The organism is Pseudomonas sp. PDM17 (assembly GCF_014851985.1).
In the GTDB taxonomy this organism is placed as follows: domain Bacteria; phylum Pseudomonadota; class Gammaproteobacteria; order Pseudomonadales; family Pseudomonadaceae; genus Pseudomonas.
In genome coordinates this window covers 729,050-748,590 of the sequence record NZ_JACVAT010000003.1, presented here as the reverse complement: position 1 = coordinate 748,590, position 19,541 = coordinate 729,050, and the positions used below count along the sequence as shown (strand labels likewise).

Sequence of the window (19,541 nt, the reverse complement as noted above, 5' to 3'; positions counted from 1 at the left end):
CTCCATCGCGGAGAACCCACATGATCGTGATCAACGCGCGTTTTCTCACCCAGCAAGTGAGTGGTGTGCAGCGTTTCGCCGAGCAGATTTCGCTGTCGCTGGCGCGACTGCGCAGCGACCTCCACTTCGTCGCACCGCCCGGTGAAATCCTCCGTCCGGAAGTCGCCCGCCAGCTGAATGTCGAGCAGATCGGCCGTCGCGACGGGCACCTCTGGGAGCAGGTCGACCTGCCGCTGTGGCTGGCCCGTCACGGCCGGCCGCTGCTGGTCTCGCTGTGCAGCACGGCGCCGCTGGCCTATTCGAAGCAGGTCGTCACGCACCACGACATCACCTACGTGCGCCACCCGGAAAGCTTCTCCTGGAAGTTCCGCGCGCTATACCGCCTGATGATTCCGCTGATGCTGCGTCGCTCGCTGGCGCAGGTCACGGTCAGCGAGTTCTCCCGTGGGGAAATCGCCTCGCACTACGGTGTCGATCCCAAGGGCATCCATGTGATCGCTAATGCAGTGTCCGCCGAGTTTTGCACCGGCCTCGAGCCGACGCTGCTGGAGCGTCCCTATGTACTGGCGGTGTCCTCGCCGGCCTCGCACAAGAATTTCTCCCGGCTGATCGAAGCGTTCCGCCTGCTCGGCGAGATGGATGTGGAGCTGCGCATCGTCGGCGCCGCCCACCGCAGCTTTGTCGATGCGCAGTTGCAGCAGAGCGGGCAGGGCGAGCGGGTGCGCTGGCTGGGCCGGCTGGACGACGATCAGCTGATCGAGCAGTACCGCAACGCTGCCGTCTTCGCCTTCCCGTCGCTGTACGAAGGTTTCGGCATCCCGCCGCTGGAAGCACAGGCCTGCGGCTGCCCGGTGGTCGCCGCCCGCAGTGCCTCGATCCCGGAAGTGCTGGGCAACTCGGTGTTGTACTTCGACCCCCTCGATCCGCCCGGCATTGCCGCCGCGCTGCGCCGCGTGCTGCTCGACCACAAGCTGCGCGCCGACTTGCGCCGCCTGGGACAGGAGAACGTCCTGCGCTACTCCTGGGACATCTCCGCCCTGCGGCTTTCCAGCCTGATCGACTCCTTTCTGACCGAGCGCTCGGACTACCCGGCGCGCTTCGACGCCAAACAGATCGCCAAGCAAGGAGGCAGATCATGAAGGGCATCATCCTCGCCGGTGGCTCCGGTACCCGCTTGCACCCCATTACCCTGGGCGTGTCCAAGCAACTGCTGCCGATCTACGACAAGCCGATGGTGTACTACCCGCTGTCGGTGCTGATGCTCGCCGGCATCGACGACATCCTGCTGATCTGCACGCCTACCGACTTGCCGAACTTCCGCGCCCTGCTCGGTGACGGTGAGCAGTTCGGCGTGCGCCTGCAGTACGCCGTGCAGCCTTCGCCGGACGGGTTGGCGCAGGCCTTCCTGATCGGTGCGCAATTCATCGGCGACGATTCGGTGTGTCTGGTGCTGGGCGACAACATCTTCTACGGACAGGGCTTCACCGAAACCCTGCGCGAAGCTGCCACGCGAGCCCGGGGCGCCACCGTATTCGGCTATCAGGTAGCGGACCCGGGGCGCTTCGGCGTGGTCGAGTTCGACGACGCAGGTCGCGTGCTGTCCATCGAGGAAAAGCCCCGCGTGCCGCGCTCGAACTATGCCGTCACCGGCCTGTATTTCTACGACAACCGGGTGGTGGAGATGGCCCGCCAGATCCGCCCTTCGGCCCGTGGCGAGCTGGAAATCACTGACATCAACAACCTCTACCTGGAACTGGGCGAACTGCACGTCAGCCTGCTCGGTCGCGGGTTCGCCTGGCTGGACACCGGCACCCACGAGTCGCTGATGGAGGCCGGTCATTTCGTGCAGACCATCGAGGAACGCCAGGGATTGAAGGTCGCCTGCCTGGAGGAAATAGCCTTCCAGCAGGGCTGGCTCAGCGAGAGCCTGCTGGCCCTGCAGGCCGAGCGCCTGAGCAAGACCGGCTATGGCCGCTACCTGCAGCAATTGCTGCTGGACAAGCGACAGTGAACCCGCACCCGGCGAGCCCGTGGAGGGCTGGCCGGCACTGCGCCCGATAACGGACTGCGATGCAGCGGCGCCAGGAGCGACGCCGGCAGTCGTGAGGTCATCATGCCCAACAAGACGAAAGGAATTCTGCGTGCGCACCAGTCACTCATCTCGCTGGCGCACCGCCTGAGCGACATCCTGGTGATCGTGCTCACCGGGGTCGTGCTGCTCGGTGCTGGCAATGGCGTGCTGGATGCACAGATCTGGGTCTCGGTGCTGCTCTGCGTGATGCTGTTCCACTGGCTCGGCGAGCTAAACCAGCTCTATGGCTCCTGGCGCGGCGAGTCGCTGCTGCGTGAGTCGCTGAGCGTCACCCTGTACTGGTCGCTGGCGTTCTTCGCCGTGCTGCTGCTGGACATCTCGCTGCGCCACGTGGAGCTGGAAGAGCCCCGGCGGCTGGGCTGGTTCGCCGCGGCGCTGCTGATCATGTGCGGCTACCGCCTGGCGATCCGCATGCTGCTGCGTGTCGCCCGCCGTCACGGTTTCAACAGCCGCAACGTGGCCATCTACGGCACCGGCGAAGTCGGCGCGCGACTGGCCGAGACCATCCTTGCCGCACCCTGGATGGGCCTGCGCCTGGTCGGCTTCTACGACGACCGCCCGCAGCAGATGGAACTGGGCGAACGGGTGCCGGTGAAAGGCGACCGCCTGGCACTGATCGAAGCCGCCCGCTCGGGGCAGATCGACAAGGTCTATCTGACCTTGCCGCTGTCCCGCGAGCCGCTGCTCAACGAGCTGATCCGCGAGCTTTCCGACACCACGGTATCGGTCTACCTGATCCCCGACCTGTTCATGTTCGACCTGCTGCACGCGCGCAGCGAAAGCATCAACGGGCTGGCCACCATCAGCATCTTCGACACGCCCATGGACGGCCCCAACGCGGTGCTCAAGCGCATCGAGGACGTGGTGCTGGCCTCGCTGATCCTGTTGCTGATCGCCGTGCCCATGCTGTTCATCGCAGTGGCCGTGAAGCTCACCTCGCGCGGCCCGGTGCTGTTCCGCCAGACCCGCTACGGTATGGATGGCCGGCCCATCCGCGTCTGGAAATTCCGCAGCATGACGGTCATGGAGGACGGCGCCGCCGTTATCCAGGCCTCGCGCAACGATTGCCGCATCACCCCGCTGGGCGCCTTCCTGCGGCGCACCTCGCTGGATGAATTGCCACAGTTCTTCAACGTCTTGCTCGGCGACATGTCGGTGGTCGGCCCACGCCCCCACGCCGTGGCGCACAACGAGCAATACCGGCGTCAGGTCAGCCGTTACATGCTGCGTCACAAGGTCAAGCCAGGCATTACCGGCTGGGCCCAGGTGAACGGCTGGCGTGGCGAAACAGACACCCTGGAGAAGATGCAGAAGCGCATCGAGTTCGACCTGGACTACATCGAGAACTGGTCCGTCTGGTGGGACCTGAAGATCGTCTTGCTGACCCTGTTCAAGGGTTTCGTACACCGCAATGCCTATTGAGTTTCCACACAAGCTTCAAGGAAGGATTGCCATGAAAAACCTGCTCGCTTTCAGCTTTGTAGTCGGCAGTCTGGCGCTACAAGGCTGCGTGTTCTCCCCCGGTCAGCACATGACGGATTCCGATATCCAACGCGAGGCACAGAAAGAGGGAATGAACATCACCCTCGTGCCCATCACGCCCCAGGTGCTGCAACGCCAGGAGGCCGCGTTCGCCGCCAAACCCGGTGTACCCCCAGAGTTGCTGAACTACCGCCCGCCGCAGGAGGACTACGTGATCGGCGGCGGCGACGTGCTGCTGGTGACCGTCTGGGACCACCCGGAACTGACCAGCCCCGGTTCCACCCAGCAGATGGAAGCCAACGGTCGCGTGGTCGGCGCCGACGGCAACATCTTCTTCCCCTATGCCGGCGTGGTGCGCGCCGAAGGACAGACCCCGGCGCAGTTGCGTACGAGCCTGTCCCGACGGCTGGCGAACAAGGGTATCGTCGACCCGCAGGTGGACGTCACCGTGCTGCGCTATGCCAGCCAGCACGTGGTGCTTTCCGGGGCCTTCCAGAACGGCGGGCAGGTCGAGCTGAACAACACGCCGACCACGCTGGTGCAGGCAGTCAGCAAGGCGGGGGTGGTCACCGGTGAAGCGGACTTGTCCGGCCTGGTCCTCAAGCGTGATGGCCGCGAGTACGTGCTCGACGTCGACGCCTTGAACCGCTCCGGTTCGACCCTGACCGGCATCTACCTGAAGAATGGCGACCAGATCCACCTGCCCTACAACGACCGCAAGAAAGTCTACGTGGTCGGTGAAGTGGAACGTCCGCAGGTGGTCACCTACCGCACCACCGGTCTGTCGCTGCTGGAAGTGCTCGGCAACGCCGGCGGCCTGGCCCCGGAAACCTCCGACGGCGACTCGGTCTACGTGATCCGTGGCAATCCGGAACCGGTCGCCGGCACCGCGCCGGGGACCTTCCAGGCCCAGGTCTTCCACCTGGAAGCCAAGCGCCCGACCGCCTACGCCCTGGCCAAGGAATTCGCCATGCAGCCGCAGGACGTGGTGTTCATCGGCCCGGCCAACATCACCCGCTGGAACCGCTTCATCAGCCAGTTGCTGCCATCGGCCAACTTCATTGGCACCAGCGCCGCCGTCGGCGGCAACTGATCGCGACCCGCACTCTCTGGCAATGCCCGCAGCGTTGGGGAATTTTCCCACCGCTGCGGGTGGATCGCTGGAATCGACTCCGCGCCGGGTGGTGGCCATCATCGCCGCCATCGGGTGCAGGGACGCACCACTCCTAGGCGGGCTCCACTCCGCCGCTCTCCTTTGGGACCTTCCCCTAGCACAGGGTCCCGAACCCGCCCGCGTTGCAGCGCCGGCGGGTTTTTTTTGCCCGGCGTTCGGCAGCTAGGGTCTGGTCCCTACACCGCTTTCCATGGAGCAGCCATTACGTACGAACGGGGTACCTCGTCAGGGAGGCGGCGCCGGACAGTCAGCGTGCTACCATATATTCCCAAAAGAAATTACATAGTAATAATTAATTCTTTTTTGATTTATAGAGCTTCTTTTATCGTGGCCCCCAGCGTTGCCGTGACAGCGAAAGGGGATGGCGGTTATCCGCCAGGATGAAGGGGGCTCGTGGCGGTTTTCCGCTGATTTTTCCGAAGGAATTTGCTTGCAGATCGTTCGAGTGTCGGAAATGGCGGGCGTGTCAGGCAGGTAAGGCCGGTTGGCCTGGGGATTGCCTAGCCACTGACGCATGCCCCGCGCATTGCCACAACAACAAGACACGAGATCCGATCCATGCCATTCCATTCTTCTGCTGCCCTCCCGCCTGCTTGCCTGCGCTCGATCCCCGCATAGGGGAGCGCCGAACACCGCCGAATTACCGCATGCCGAGCGTGCCTGCCACGCCATGGCCGCTGCTTGCCGTTCGGTCGGGCTCCGCTGGAGCCAGTGGTCGCCTTGAATGGCCTGCTTTCCAAGATCAATAAAATGGGGAAATTCCAATGAAACGCCGCACTCTCACGCAATCGAGCCTCGCGCTCGCCATCGCTGCCGCAGGCCTCGCACAATCCGCCGTCGCCGGTGGGTTCATCGAAGACAGCAAGGCCAACCTGACCCTGCGCAACTACTACATCAACACCGACAACCGCAACGGCACCGCCGAGCCGAGCAAGCAGGAAGAGTGGGGCCAGGGTTTCCTGCTCAACTACACCTCCGGCTTCACCGAAGGCACCGTGGGCTTCGGCGTCGACGCACTCGGCCTGCTGGGCGTACGTCTGGACAGCGGCAAGGGCACACATTACAACCCAACCAGCTCGAGCTTTTCCGGTACTGTCTTCCCCACCGATGGTGATGGTCGCGCGGTCGACGATTTCTCTCACCTGGGCGCCACCGGCAAGGTGAAGGTTTCCAGCACCGTGCTGCAGTACGGCACCCTGCTGCCCAAGCTGCCGGTCGTGACCTACAACGACGGTCGCCTGTTGCCGCAGACCTTCGAAGGTGGCCAGGTCACCTCGAACGAGTTCAAGGACCTGACCCTGCTCGGCGGTCAGCTGGAACACATGAAGGGCCGCAGCTCCAGCAACAACGAAGGGCTGTCCATCGCCGGCGCCAACAACGCGCGCACGGGCGAGTTCGTCAACAAGTTCTACTACGGCGGCGCCGACTACAAGCTGACCAAGGACCTGACGCTGCAGTACTACTACGGCAACCTGCAGGACTTCTACAAACAGCACTTCCTCGGCCTGCAGCACAACTGGGCGATCGGCCCGGGCGTGCTCAAGAGCGACCTGCGTTACTTCCACAGCAGCGATGACGGCAAGAACGGTCACGACAAGAACTTCTACACCAGCGGTTACTACGGCAACGGTGTGACCAAGGGCGAAGTCGACAACCGCGCCTGGAGCGGCCTGTTCACCTACACCGTCAGCGGCCACAGCTTCGGCGCCGGCTACCAGCAGCTCAGCGGAGACAGCGACTTCCCGTTCATCAACAACGGCGACGGCGCCACTGCCTACCTGATCACCGACGTGCAGATCGGCAAGTTCCTGCGCGCCGGCGAGCGCACCTGGCAGGTCCGTTACGGCTACGACTTCGCCCAGGCCGGCTTGCCGGGCCTGACCTTCCAGACCTTGTACCTGCACGGCGACAACATCGACACCAAGTACGGCGACAAGAGCGAGTGGGAGCGTGATATCTCCCTGGCCTATGTGATCCCGGATGGCACCTTCAAGGGCCTGGGCTTCACCTGGAAGAACGCCGCCCTGCGCAGCGGCCTGCCGACCACTGGTTCGGGCACCGCGACCCAGCGTGACCAGGACGAGAACCGTCTGATCGTCAGCTACACCATCCCGCTGCTGTAACGCTGCGAATTCTGTAGGAGCGAGCCACGCCCGCGATCCGTGAGCAGGGCTCACGGACCTCTGGTATCAGGGGGCGCGACTTTGTCCGCGGTCGCAGGCGAGGCCCGTTCCTGCAGGTTTCGGGCAATGAAAAAGGCCGTCGTTCCGGTGGGAGCGACGGCCTTTTTGTCTTCAGCGGATCAGCGCTTCTGCGGTGCCGGTTGCTGCTGGGTGATGCAGTGGATGTTGCCGCCGCCCAGGAGGATCTCGCGGCCCGGCACCATGACGATCTCGTGCTCGGGGAAGAGGCGCTTCAGGGTGGCTTCGGCCTCGGCGTCCGCCGGGTCGTCGAAGCGCGGGGCGATGATGCCGCCGTTGACGATCAGGAAGTTGACATACGAACCGGCCAGGCGGATCGACGGATCGCGCGGCTGGGTGCCGATCACCAGGTCGATGCCTTCGCACTCGGCTTCGGTCGCGTGGATCGGGCCGGGGATGAGGATCTTGTGCACGGTCAGCTGGCGGCCCTTGGCGTCACGGGCAGATTCCAGCACGCGCATGGCGGCCTGGCAGCGCTCGTAGTTCGGGTCGTTCTGGTCTTCGGTCCAGGCCAGCAGTACTTCGCCCGGGCGCACGTAGCAGCAGAAGTTGTCGACGTGGCCGTCGGTCTCGTCGTTGAACAGGCCGTCCGGCAGCCAGATCACGGTGTCGATGGTCAGGTGTTCGCGCAGCACGGCCTCGATCTCTTCGCGGCTCAGGTGCGGGTTGCGGTTGTGGTTGAGCAGGCACTCCTCGGTGGTGATCAGGGTGCCTTCGCCGTCCACGTGGATCGAGCCGCCTTCGAGCACGAAGCCTTCGGTGCGGTAGCCGTCGCAGCGCTCGATGCCGAGGATCTTGCTCGCCACCTGGTCGTCGCGGTGCCAGGGGAAGTACAGGCCGCCTTCCAGGCCGCCCCAGGCGTTGAAGGTCCAGTCCACGCCGCGCACGTCGCCCTGGTCGTTGGTGACGAAGGTCGGGCCGGTGTCGCGCACCCAGGCGTCGTCGTTGCTGATTTCCACCACGCGGATGTTGGCCGCGTCCGCCAGCTGCGCACGGGCGTTCTCGTACTGGCCGGCGGAGACGCCGATGGTTACCGGCTCGAAGCGGGCGATGGCGCGGGCTACGGTGCTGAAGGCGGCCTGTGCGGGCTTGCCGCCCAGGCGCCAGTTGTCCGGACGCTCGGGCCAGACCATCCAGGTCTGGGTCTGGGGTTCCCATTCCGCCGGCATGCGGAAGCCATCGGCGCGGGGAGTGCTGGTCAGCGTGGTCATGGGGCGGTCCTTGGTCAGTGCTTCGTGGAAGGGGCGAGCCGATAGCCATCGAGGGGTATCGCTGCGCTCCGCCCATCCTACGGAGGGGGTTGTGTCATTCGGGAGATCGTCGCCGGTAGCGCCGCAAGAGCGGTCCAGTATAGGCCGCCAGTCACTGCCTCGCGTCAGGACTCTCCCAGGGTGGGAGAATTTATATCCGATAAAAATCGGTTTATGAAGAGCTGTTAAGGAATAATTCGGCCGTTTATCCAGATTTGTATCGGATAAAAATCGATTATTTCAGCGGCGAGGGACGCTTCGGCAGGCAGGGTGGCAGGTACAGCGACAGGTAGGCGTCGATCACCCGCATGCCTTCTTCGGCCAGGCGCCCGGTGATCTGCCCATGGCGCTGCACGGAGAGGGCGTAGACGCGGTCGCCCAGCTCGATGGCCAGGCTGAAGACCTCGATGTCCTGCGGTAGCGGCGGCAGCTCGAAGTGGCGTTCGAACAGTTCGCGCATGGCCTGGCCGAGTTGCACGTCGTGCTGGCTGTCGGCCTGGGTGACTTCGGCGAGGCCGTGGCTGGCGAGGATCAGCTGGCGCGCAGCGGCGTCTTCGGCGTAAACGGCCAGGGTGCGCTGTTCGACCAGTCGTGCGAGGTCGCGCCAGTCGCGCAGGGCGGCGTGGTCGACGGGCTGTTCCAGGCAGGCTCGGAAGGCGGCGTGGACGTCGCTGGTCAGCCCTTGCAGCAGGGCCGGCACGCTGGGGAAGAAGTGGTAGACGGAGGAGGGCGGGATGTCCGCGCGCTCGGCTACCGCGTAGATCGACAGCCCCGCCGCGCCACTCTCGGCCAGCAGGGCGCGGGCAGCCTCGAGGATCACGGCGATGCGTGCCTGGCTGCTGGCGCGGGGCTTGCGAGTGGGAGAGGGTGCGGGCATGACGACCTCCGGAGCTGGGCGGCTATTGGACGCCAGCTCCGGGGTGCTCGGCAAGTCAGCTGCCGCCGTCGCGCAGCTTGGCCCAGACGTCGGTGATCACCGGGGCAGTCTTCTCCGGCGCGGTTTCCAGGGCGAACAGGCGACGCTTGGTCTCCTGGTCCGGGTACAGACCCGGCTGGTCGCGCAGGGCGGCGTCGAGGAACTGCGCGGAGTCCTTGTTGCCGTTGGGGTAGAGGGTGGCGGCAGTGATCTGCGCGGCGACCTTGGGCTGCATCAGGTAGTCGATGAACTTGAGCGCCAGGTCCGGGTGCTCGGATGCGCTGGGGATCACCAGGTTGTCGATGAACAGCACCGAGCCTTCCTGCGGTACCACGAAGCGCACCGGCTGGCCGGCGTTGGCCGCGCCCAGGGCGTCGCCGACCCAGGCCATGGCGACGCACAGCTTGCCGGCATTGAGGTCCTGGATGTAGCGCTCGCTGTCGATGTAGCGCAGGTTCGGGCGCAGCTGCGCAAGTACCTCGCCGGCGCGGCGAATCTGTGACGGCGCACTGCGGGCAAAGTTGCGGCCCTGGTAGTTCATCAGCACCGAGAAGGCTTCATCCGGCGCGTCCAGCAGGCTCATGCCGCAGGCCTTCAGGCGCTGGCTCTGCTGCGGGTCGAACAGGATGCTCCAGCTGTCGGGCAGCTTGCCGCCGTAGGCCTTCTCCGCTTCGGGTTCGTTGATCGCCAGGCCCACGGCGCCCCACAGGTAGGGCACGGCGTGCTGGTTGTTGGGGTCGACGGCGGCCAGCTTGCTCAGCAGCTGGGTATCGAGGTGGCTGCGGTTGGGCAGCTTGCTGAAGTCCAGCGCCTGGATGCGTTTGTCGCGGATCAGCGCCGGCAGGTCGTTGTGCGAGGGCACCGCGACGTCGAATTTCTCGCCGCTCTCCAGGGCCTTCTTGACCTCTTCGGCGGTGCTGTAGGTCGTGTACTCGACCCGGATGCCGGTGTCCTTCTCGAAGTCCTTGAGCACTTCGGGGGCGATGTAGTCGTTCCAGTTGTAGACGCGGATGACCTGGTCGGCCCAGGCGGACAGCGGGCACAACAGCATCAGAATCAAGGCGTACAGGCGTGGCATTGGCGATCTCCCTGAATGAACCACGTAATCAGCGGATGCGGCATTCATTCGCCGCTCGATAGCGCGACAGCAAAGACACGACAGACGCGATGCACGCCCGGACAGGCGGATGGAGACATCGCGGGCAGGAAGGAACGACGGATGTGAATCGCCCTGGCGCCCCTCCTCGCCATGGCAATGTCGCGGTCCCCCAGATGTGCCAGAGGCACAAGGAAACGCCGGCACGAGGGCCGGCGTTTCATTTACCACTTATACGGTATGCAAGTACCAGTTGTACTCGAGGTCGGAGATCGAATACTCGAACTCCTGCATCTCATGCTCCTTGCACGCGACGAAGATGTCGATGTACTCGGGGCTGATGTACTTGTTCATCACGTCGCTGTCGTCCAGCTCGCGCAGGGCATCGCGCAGGTTGTTCGGCAGGCTCTGTTCCAGCTGCTCGTAGGCGTTGCCTTCGATCGGCGCGCCCGGCTCGACCTTGTTGGTCAGGCCGTGGTGGACGCCGGCCAGTACCGCCGAGAGCAGCAGGTACGGGTTGGCGTCGGCACCGGCGACCCGGTGCTCCAGGCGCACCGCTTCCGGCGCTCCGGTCGGCACGCGCAGGGCGACGGTACGGTTGTCCAGGCCCCAGCTCGGTGCGTTCGGCACGAAGAAGGCCGAACCGAAACGGCGGTACGAGTTGACGTTCGGGCAAAGGAACGCCATCGACGCCGGCAGGGTCTCGAGCACACCGCCGATCGCGTGGCGCAACGCGGCGTTCTGCTCGGGATCCTCGCTGGTGAAGATGTTCTTGCCGTCCTTGTCGAGCAGCGAGACGTGGACGTGCAGACCGTTGCCTGCCTGACCCGGGTAGGGCTTGGCCATGAAGGTCGAGTCCATCTCGTGGTCGTAGGCGACGTTCTTGATCAGGCGCTTGAGCAGGACTGCGTAATCGCAGGCCTTCAGGGCGTCGTCAACGTGGTGCATGTTGACTTCGAACTGGGCCGGGGCGCTTTCCTTGACGATGGCGTCGGCCGGAATGCCCTGGGCGCGGGCGCCGTCGATGATGTCCTGCAGGCAGTCGGCGTACTCGTCGAGGTCGTCGATGGAGTAGACCTGCACCGATTGCGGACGCTTGCCGGAGATCGGCGAGCGCGGCGGCTGCGGACGGCCGTTCACGTTCTCCTGGTCGATCAGGTAGAACTCGAGTTCGAAGGCGGCGACGATGGTCAGACCGATGTCGGTGAACTTCTGCACTACCTGGCGCAGCACTTCACGCGGGTCGGCGAAGAACGGCGTGCGTTCTTCCATCTCGTGCATGGTCATCAGCAGCTGCGCGGTCGGGCGCTTCTGCCAGGGTTCCATGGAGAGGGTGTTGGGGATTGGGAAACAGACGCGATCCGCGTCGCCAATGTCCAGGCCGAGGCCGGTGCTTTCTACGGTGGAGCCGGTAATGTCGAGAGCGAAGAGAGAGGCGGGGAGGTTGATGCCCTTCTCATAGACTTTGGGCAGGTTGGTGCGTTCGATGCGCTTGCCGCGGACCACACCATTCATGTCTGCAATAAGGAGGTCGACGAACTGGACCTCGGGGTGTTCCTTCAGGAACTCACTCGCTTCTTCGAGCGACACGGCACTCTGGGGTACCGACATGATGTAACACCTTTATTGTTAAAAATTTCAATCATTCGAAAGCTGAGGTGTGAGTCAATCCGAATTGGCAAGGGTTGTCAATGTCGCACCAAAGTGGGGCGCACCTGTCGTGATGGGCCGTTTTTGGGGCGTTTCAAGCCGCTTTTGATGAGCGGAGAGCCTTTGGTGGCGGGCTGTTCAGTGGGGCGTGTTTGATTTTTTACATGACTATTGTGTAAAAAAATGAACAAGGCTAAGCTCGGCCTCAAGCCCATAACACTTACAAACACGGGTGTCCCATGTCTCGCCTGCCGTTAATCGGCGTGTCCGCCTGCATCAAGCAGATCGCATCCAAACCCTACCATGTTGCTGGCGACAAATACCTCAGAGCGCTGATCTCCGGGGCCTCGGGCATTCCTTTGATCATTCCCTCCCTGGGCGATGCCATCGACCAGGAAGACATGTTGGCCGCGTTCGACGGCCTGCTCTTCACAGGCTCGGCGTCGAACGTCGAGCCCCATCATTATAGTGGCTCCGCGAGCATTGCAGGCACTCCTCATGATCCCGAGCGCGACAGTACGACGCTGCCGCTGATTCGCCGCGCCGTCGCGGCCGGGATTCCGGTGCTGGGCATCTGCCGCGGCTTCCAGGAAATGAACGTCGCCTTTGGCGGTTCGCTGCACCAGAAAGTGCACGAAGTCGAAGGCTTGATGGACCACCGCGAACCTGCGGGTGAACCGATCGAAATCCAATATGGTCTGCGGCACGTCGTCGACGTGCAGCCGGGCGGCGTTTTCGCCGGTATCGGGCTACCCTCGCAGTTCCAGGTCAACTCTATTCACGGCCAGGGCGTTGATCGTCTGGCGCCCGGCCTTCGTGTAGAAGCTCTGGCGCCTGACGGGTTGGTTGAAGCCTTCTCCGTCGAAGGTGCGGCCTTTGCCGTCGGGGTGCAGTGGCACCCGGAGTGGCAGGTCGAAACGAACCCCAACTATCTCGCTATCTTCCAGGCATTCGGCAAAGCCTGCAGCAAGAGGGCGGGGAACCGCTGAGTCCGGCGTTGGGGCCGGGCTCTCAAACCCTGAGGTCTTTATGACTAGCAAGTTAGACCAGCTCAGTGGCTGGTTGAAAGAACGCAAGATCACCGAAGTGGAATGCATGATCGCCGACCTGACCGGGATTGCCCGGGGCAAGATCGCGCCGACCGCGAAATTCCTCAACGAGAAGGGCATGCGCCTGCCGGAGAGCGTTCTCCTGCAGACCGTGACCGGTGATTACGTCGAAGACGACATCTATTACGACCTGCTGGACCCGGCCGACATCGATATGGTCTGCCGCCCGGACGAGAATGCCGTGTTCCTCGTCCCCTGGGCCATCGAGCCGACTGCGATGGTCATCCACGACACCTACGACAAGCTGGGCAACCCCATCGAGCTGTCGCCGCGCAACGTGCTCAAGCGCGTTCTCCAGCTGTACGCCGACAAGGGCTGGAAACCTATCGTGGCGCCGGAGATGGAGTTCTACCTGACCAAGCGCAGCGACGACCCAGACTACCCGCTGCAGGCTCCGATCGGCCGTTCCGGTCGCCAGGAGACCGGTCGCCAGTCCTTCTCCATCGACGCGGCGAACGAATTCGACCCGCTGTTCGAGGACATGTACGACTGGTGCGAACTGCAGGGCCTGGATCTGGACACCCTGATCCATGAAGAAGGCACCGCGCAGATGGAGATCAACTTCCGTCACGGCGATGCCCTGGACCTGGCCGACCAGATCGTGGTGTTCAAGCGCACCATGCGCGAGGCCGCCCTCAAGCACAACGTCGCCGCCACCTTCATGGCCAAGCCGATGACCGGCGAGCCGGGCAGTGCCATGCACCTGCACCAGAGCATCGTCGACCTCAAGACCGGCAAGAACATCTTCTCCAACGCCGACGGCAGCATGAGCGAGCTGTTCCTGCACCACATCGGCGGTCTGCAGAAGCTGATCCCCGAGGCGTTGCCGCTGTTCGCCCCGAACGTCAACTCGTTCCGCCGCTTCCTGCCCGATACCTCGGCGCCAGTGAACGTGGAGTGGGGCGAGGAGAACCGTACCGTGGGCCTGCGCGTACCGGATTCCACCCCGGACAACCGCCGCGTGGAGAACCGCCTGGCCGGCGCCGACGCCAACCCTTACCTGGCCCTGGCGGCCAGCCTGCTGTGCGGCTACATCGGCATGGTCGAAGGCCTCAAACCCAGTGCCCAGGTCAAAGGCCGTGGCTACGAACGGCGTAACCTGCGCCTGCCGCTGACCATCGAGGCCGCCCTGGAGTGCATGGAAGGCAGCAAGACCCTGGAGAAATACCTGGGTGACAAGTTCATTCGGGGCTACGTCGCGGTGAAGCGCGCCGAGCACGAGAACTTCAAGCGAGTAATCAGTTCCTGGGAGCGTGAGTTCCTTCTGCTTTCTGTCTGATCGGCGTGGGGTCCGGCGCGTGGCCGGGCCCCGTGTTTCTTAGAGAAGAGGTTTTATCAAGATGACTAACCAGACCAGCGCCAACACCCAACACTGGCAGGCGCTCAGCCGCGATCACCACCTGGCTCCGTTCACCGACTACAAGCAACTGAACGAGAAGGGTGCGCGCATCATCACCAAGGCCGAAGGCGTATACCTGTGGGACAGCGAGGGCAACAAGATCCTCGACGGCATGGCTGGCCTGTGGTGCGTGAACGTCGGCTACGGTCGCAAGGAACTTGCTGAAGTCGCCTACAAGCAGATGCAGGAACTGCCCTACTACAACCTGTTCTTCCAGACCGCCCACCCGCCGGTGCTGGAGCTGTCCAAGGCTATCGCCGACATCGCCCCCGAAGGCATGAACCACGTGTTCTTCACCGGCTCGGGCTCGGAGTCCAACGACACCGTGCTGCGCATGGTTCGCCACTACTGGACCATCAAGGGTCAGCCGCAGAAGAAAGTGGTCATCGGCCGCTGGAACGGCTACCACGGCTCCACCGTCGCCGGCGTCAGCCTGGGCGGCATGAAGGCCCTGCACGAGCAGGGTGACCTGCCGATCCCCGGCATCGAGCACATTGCCCAGCCGTACTGGTTCGGCGAAGGCGGTGACATGGACCCGGAAGAGTTCGGCGTCTGGGCGGCCGAGCAACTGGAGAAGAAGATTCTCGAAGTCGGCGAAGACAAGGTCGCTGCCTTCATCGCCGAGCCCCTGCAGGGCGCGGGCGGCGTGATCATTCCGCCGAAGACCTATTGGCCGAAGATCCGCGAGATCCTCGCCAAGTACGACATCCTGTTCATCGCCGACGAAGTCATCTGCGGCTTCGGCCGTACCGGCGAATGGTTCGGCAGCCAGTACTTCGGCAACGCCCCGGACCTGATGCCGATCGCCAAGGGCCTGACCTCCGGCTACATCCCCATGGGTGGCGTGATCGTTCGCGACGAGATCGTCCATACCCTGAATGAGGGTGGGGAGTTCTACCACGGCTTCACTTACTCTGGTCACCCGGTAGCCGCTGCGGTGGCGCTGGAGAACATCCGCATCCTGCGGGAAGAGAAGATCGTCGAGCGTGTGAAGAACGAAACGGCACCGTATTTGCAACAGCGCTGGCAAGAGCTGGCCGACCATCCCCTGGTAGGCGAAGCCCGCGGGGTAGGCCTGGTGGCAGCACTGGAGCTGGTGAAGAACAAGAAGACCCGCGAGCGCTTCGAAGGCAAGGGTGTCGGGATGCTGTGCCGCGAGCACTGCTTCCGCAACGGTCTGATCATGCGCGCGGTGGGAGACACTATGATTATCTCGCCGCCGCTGGTGATCGAGAAATCGCAGATCGATGACCTGATCACCCTGGCGCGCAAGTGCCTCGATCAAACCGCCGCAGCCGTTCTGTCTTGAGTCTTTCACCGGACCTTTGACAGACTGCGCCTGTGCGTTGGCCAGGCTCACCGGGTGGTGACGGAAGGAGATGTCCACGCCACCCGGAACATCAAAAAAACAAACGGAGCTACCCGCATGTTCAAGACCTTCGGCAAATCCCTGCTCGCTGTAACGCTGGCAGGCGCTGTGGCTGGTATGGCGCAGGCAGATGACAAGGTGCTGCACGTCTACAACTGGTCGGACTACATCGCGCCGGACACGGTCGACAAGTTCACCAAGGAAACCGGAATCAAGGTCGTCTACGACGTCTACGACAGCAACGAAGTGCTGGAAGCCAAGCTGCTGGCCGGCAAGTCGGGCTACGACATCGTGGTGCCGTCCAACTCCTTCCTGGCCAAGCAGATCAAGGCTGGCGTCTACACGCCGCTGGACAAGTCCAAGCTGCCGAACTGGAAGAACCTGAACCCGGACATCATGAAGACGCTGGAGATCAGCGACCCGGGCAACCAGTACGCGATCCCGTACATGTGGGGCACCATCGGCATCGGCTACAACCCGGACAAGGTCAAGGCAGCGCTGGGCGACAACGCCCCGGTGGACTCCTGGGATCTGGTGTTCAAGCCGGAAAACATCCAGAAGCTGAAGGCCTGCGGCGTGAGCTTCCTCGACTCGCCGACCGAAATGCTGCCGGCTGCCCTGCACTACCTGGGCTACAAGCCCGATAGCCAGGACCCGAAAGAGCTCAAGGAAGCCGAAGCGCTGTTCCTGAAGATTCGCCCGTACGTCTCCTACTTCCACTCCTCCAAGTACATCTCCGATATCGCCAACGGCAACATCTGCGTGGCTATCGGTTACTCGGGTGACGTGTACCAGGCCAAGTCCCGCGCTGAAGAAGCCAAGAACAAGGTCACTGTGAAGTACAACATTCCGAAGGAAGGTGCTGGCGCGTTCTTCGACACCGTCGCCATTCCGAAGGATGCCGAGAACCAGGAAGCCGCGCTGAAGTGGATCAACTTCCTGCTCGAGCCGGCGGTCATGTCCGAGATCACCAACGTCGTGCAGTTCCCGAACGGCAACGCCGCAGCCACCCCGATGGTGAGCGAGGCGATCCGCAACGACCCGGGCGTGTATCCGACTCCGGAAACCATGAAGAAGCTGTACGCCTTCCCGGACCTGCCGGCGAAGACCCAGCGTCTGATGACCCGCAGCTGGACCACCATCAAGTCCGGCAAGTAATCGGGTAATCGCTGTCGCCTGGCGCGCCAGCGGATGGTCCGGACAGCGGCGGGGGAGTGCGCTCCCTCGCCCGCTACCGGTAGCAACAAACAGCTTCCATCGGTGGAATGGCCGCGCAAGCCCCGGCGCTCTCGTGCTGTAAAGGGTTCGGCGCTATCCACGGACCGGCCGTCGAAACCCCGGCAGCAACCGACTGAAGTAGTCAAAAACAACGAGAGGACTCACGTGTGCGCATTCCCTTCCGCAGAACCCTGATCGCTGCAGTCTCCGTCTTCGGCCTGACTTCGCTGGCCCAGGCGGAACAGACCGTCCACATCTACAACTGGTCGGACTACATCGGTGAAACCACCCTCGCCGATTTCGAGAAGGAAACCGGTATCAAGCCGGTGTACGACGTCTTCGACTCCAACGAAACCCTGGAAGGCAAGCTGCTGGCCGGTCGTACCGGCTACGACGTGGTCGTGCCGTCCAACCACTTCCTCGGTCGCCAGATCAAGGCCGGCGCGTTCCAGAAGCTGGACAAGAGCCAGCTGCCGAACTGGTCGAACCTCGATCCGCACCTGATGAAGCAGCTCGAGGCCAACGACCCGGGCAACCTGTACGGCGTGCCGTACCTGTGGGGCACCAACGGCATCGGCTACAACGTCGAGAAGGTCAAGGCCGTGCTGGGTGTCGACACCATCGATTCGTGGGCCGTCCTCTTCGAGCCCGAGAACATGAAGAAGCTCAGCCAGTGTGGCGTCGCCTTCCTCGATTCGGGCGACGAGATGATGCCGGCTGTGCTCAAGTACATGGGGCTGGACCCCAACAGCACCAACCCGGATGACTACAAGAAGGTGGAGGATAAGCTGATGAAGGTGCGTCCGTACGTCACCTACTTCCACTCCTCCAAGTACATCTCTGACCTGGCCAACGGCAACATCTGTGTCGCGGCCGGTTTCTCCGGTGACGTATTCCAGGCCGCCAACCGCGCCAAGGAAGCCGGCAAGGGCGTGAACATCGCCTATGCCATTCCCAAGGAAGGCGCCAACCTCTGGTTCGACATCCTCGCCGTGCCGAAGGATGCCTCCAACCCGAAGGCGGCCCACGCGTTCATCAACTACCTGCTCAAACCCGAAGTGATTGCCAAGGTCAGCGATTACGTCGGTTACGCCAACCCGAACCCCAAGGCTGGCGAATTCATGGATGAGTCCGTGCGCAACAATCCTGAGGTGTACCCATCCCAGGAGGTTCTCGACAAACTCTTCGTGCAGCATGAGCTGCCGCCGAAGATCCTGCGCCTCATGACCCGTTCCTGGACCAAGATCAAGTCGGGCAAGTAAGACGGTTTTCCCCAAATCCGTCCGCGCGGGCACGGAGCGTCGCAGGGCCCCTCGAAAGGCCCGGCGGCGCACGTAAACTGCGCCAGCCCTGTAATACCAAGCATGCCCGGCCGCGGGGGCCGGGCCTCTATGATTTGGGAGTTGTGGTAATGGCAATAGCCTCCGGTGCCTACAAGAAAGCCTTGAGTGGCGACCAGAAGCCTAAAGAGGTTCTGGTAAAAATCGACCGGGTCAGCAAGCAGTTCGACGAAACGCTGGCTGTGGACAGCGTGTCCCTGGACATCAAGAAAGGCGAGATCTTCGCCCTGCTGGGTGGTTCGGGTTCGGGCAAGTCGACCCTGCTTCGCATGCTGGCTGGTTTCGAGCGTCCCACTGAAGGTCGCATCTTCCTCGATGGCCAGGACATTACCGACCTGCCGCCCTATGAGCGGCCGATCAACATGATGTTCCAGTCGTACGCCTTGTTCCCCCACATGAGCGTGGCGCAGAACATCGCCTTCGGCCTGAAGCAGGACGGTCTGCCCAAGGCGGAGATCGACAAGATCGTCGACGAGATGCTCAAGCTCGTGCAGATGACCCAGTACGCCAAGCGCAAGCCGCACCAGCTCTCCGGCGGCCAGCGTCAGCGCGTGGCCCTGGCCCGCTCCCTGGCCAAGCGGCCGAAGCTGCTGCTGCTCGACGAACCCATGGGCGCACTGGACAAGAAACTGCGTTCGCAGATGCAGCTGGAACTGGTGGAGATCATCGAGCGCGTGGGCGTGACCTGCGTGATGGTGACCCACGACCAGGAAGAGGCCATGACCATGGCCCAGCGCATCGCCATCATGCACCTGGGTTGCATCGAGCAGATCGGCAGCCCGATGGACATCTACGAGACGCCGGCCAGCCGCCTGATTTGCGAGTTCATCGGCAACGTCAACCTGTTCGACGGCGAGATCGTCGAGGACCTGCAGGACCACGCGGTGATCGCCTGCCCGCAGCTGGAAAACCCGATCTACATCGGCCACGGCATCAGCACCCGTGCCGAGAACAAGCGCATGACCTACGCGCTGCGTCCTGAAAAGGTCATGGTCAGCGCGCAGAAGCCGGAAAACCTCGAACACGAAGGCTTCAACGTCGCCCAGGGCACCGTCCACGACATCGCCTACCTGGGCGGTCACTCGGTGTACTACATCAAGCTGGCCTCCGGCTTCATCGTCCAGGCCTTCATGGCCAACGCCGAGCGCCACGTCGCGCGCCCGACCTGGGACCAGCCGGTTTACATCAGCTGGTACGACGACAGCGGTGTGGTACTGCAATCATGAACATCAGCAAATCGCTCAT

15 protein-coding genes are annotated in these 19,541 nt (G+C 63.2%); 11 read left to right on the top strand and 4 right to left on the bottom strand.

The features are described from left to right. The first annotated feature begins 20 nt into the window (after positions 1-20). The 5 genes from IB256_RS13565 to IB256_RS13545 all read left to right on the top strand — a co-directional run bounded on the left by IB256_RS13565 (position 21) and on the right by IB256_RS13545 (position 6,871). The gene (locus IB256_RS13565) at positions 21-1,139 is read left to right on the top strand and encodes a glycosyltransferase family 4 protein (RefSeq protein WP_192402895.1); all 1,119 of its coding nucleotides are present in this window, start codon (positions 21-23) and stop codon (positions 1,137-1,139) included. After that, positions 1,136-2,011: a glucose-1-phosphate thymidylyltransferase RfbA gene (gene rfbA / locus IB256_RS13560; protein ID WP_192293476.1), complete on the top strand. Its 876-nt coding sequence runs from the start codon at positions 1,136-1,138 to the stop codon at positions 2,009-2,011. The genes IB256_RS13565 and rfbA overlap by 4 nt, the downstream gene beginning before the upstream one ends. A gap of 102 nt (positions 2,012-2,113) precedes the next feature. Beyond that, the gene (locus tag IB256_RS13555) at positions 2,114-3,514 is read left to right on the top strand and encodes an undecaprenyl-phosphate glucose phosphotransferase (RefSeq protein ID WP_192293474.1); all 1,401 of its coding nucleotides are present in this window, start codon (positions 2,114-2,116) and stop codon (positions 3,512-3,514) included. 31 nt (positions 3,515-3,545) lie between these two features. Continuing rightward, the gene (locus tag IB256_RS13550) at positions 3,546-4,667 is read left to right on the top strand and encodes a polysaccharide biosynthesis/export family protein (protein ID WP_192402892.1); all 1,122 of its coding nucleotides are present in this window, start codon (positions 3,546-3,548) and stop codon (positions 4,665-4,667) included. Positions 4,668-5,512: 845 nt separating this feature from the next. Further along, positions 5,513-6,871: an OprD family porin gene (locus IB256_RS13545; protein ID WP_192293470.1), complete on the top strand. Its 1,359-nt coding sequence runs from the start codon at positions 5,513-5,515 to the stop codon at positions 6,869-6,871. Positions 6,872-7,050: 179 nt separating this feature from the next. On the opposite strand, the gene aguA is transcribed toward IB256_RS13545, so the two are convergent. From aguA to IB256_RS13525, 4 genes are all read right to left on the bottom strand, one after another. Beyond that, the gene (gene aguA / locus IB256_RS13540; protein WP_192402890.1) at positions 7,051-8,160 is read right to left on the bottom strand and encodes an agmatine deiminase; all 1,110 of its coding nucleotides are present in this window, start codon (positions 8,158-8,160) and stop codon (positions 7,051-7,053) included. A gap of 274 nt (positions 8,161-8,434) precedes the next feature. Beyond that, the gene (locus tag IB256_RS13535) at positions 8,435-9,076 is read right to left on the bottom strand and encodes a TetR/AcrR family transcriptional regulator (RefSeq protein WP_081515235.1); all 642 of its coding nucleotides are present in this window, start codon (positions 9,074-9,076) and stop codon (positions 8,435-8,437) included. Positions 9,077-9,131: 55 nt separating this feature from the next. Further along, complete coding sequence (locus tag IB256_RS13530) at positions 9,132-10,193, bottom strand: polyamine ABC transporter substrate-binding protein (protein ID WP_081515236.1); 1,062 nt, start codon at positions 10,191-10,193, stop codon at positions 9,132-9,134. 249 nt (positions 10,194-10,442) lie between these two features. Further along, positions 10,443-11,822: a glutamine synthetase family protein gene (locus tag IB256_RS13525; RefSeq protein ID WP_024762139.1), complete on the bottom strand. Its 1,380-nt coding sequence runs from the start codon at positions 11,820-11,822 to the stop codon at positions 10,443-10,445. A gap of 278 nt (positions 11,823-12,100) precedes the next feature. On the opposite strand from IB256_RS13525, the gene IB256_RS13520 reads away from it, so the two are divergent. The 6 genes from IB256_RS13520 (at position 12,101) to IB256_RS13495 (ending at position 19,522) form a co-directional block, all read left to right on the top strand. After that, positions 12,101-12,850, top strand: coding sequence for a gamma-glutamyl-gamma-aminobutyrate hydrolase family protein (locus IB256_RS13520; RefSeq protein ID WP_081515237.1), 750 nt, complete (start codon positions 12,101-12,103; stop codon positions 12,848-12,850). Positions 12,851-12,890: 40 nt separating this feature from the next. Then, positions 12,891-14,249, top strand: a complete 1,359-nt coding sequence (locus IB256_RS13515; RefSeq protein ID WP_081515238.1) for a glutamine synthetase family protein — start codon at positions 12,891-12,893, stop codon at positions 14,247-14,249. 61 nt (positions 14,250-14,310) lie between these two features. Next, positions 14,311-15,678 (top strand): aspartate aminotransferase family protein, encoded by a 1,368-nt coding sequence (locus IB256_RS13510; protein WP_045215532.1) that lies wholly within the window; start codon positions 14,311-14,313, stop codon positions 15,676-15,678. 117 nt (positions 15,679-15,795) lie between these two features. Next, on the top strand, positions 15,796-16,896 hold the full coding sequence (locus tag IB256_RS13505) for a polyamine ABC transporter substrate-binding protein (RefSeq protein WP_081515239.1): 1,101 nt from the start codon (positions 15,796-15,798) through the stop codon (positions 16,894-16,896). Between the two features lie 251 nt (positions 16,897-17,147). Continuing rightward, positions 17,148-18,218, top strand: a complete 1,071-nt coding sequence (locus IB256_RS13500; protein WP_225594893.1) for a polyamine ABC transporter substrate-binding protein — start codon at positions 17,148-17,150, stop codon at positions 18,216-18,218. 149 nt (positions 18,219-18,367) lie between these two features. Next, complete coding sequence (locus IB256_RS13495; protein WP_015479458.1) at positions 18,368-19,522, top strand: ABC transporter ATP-binding protein; 1,155 nt, start codon at positions 18,368-18,370, stop codon at positions 19,520-19,522. Positions 19,523-19,541: the final 19 nt, after the last annotated feature.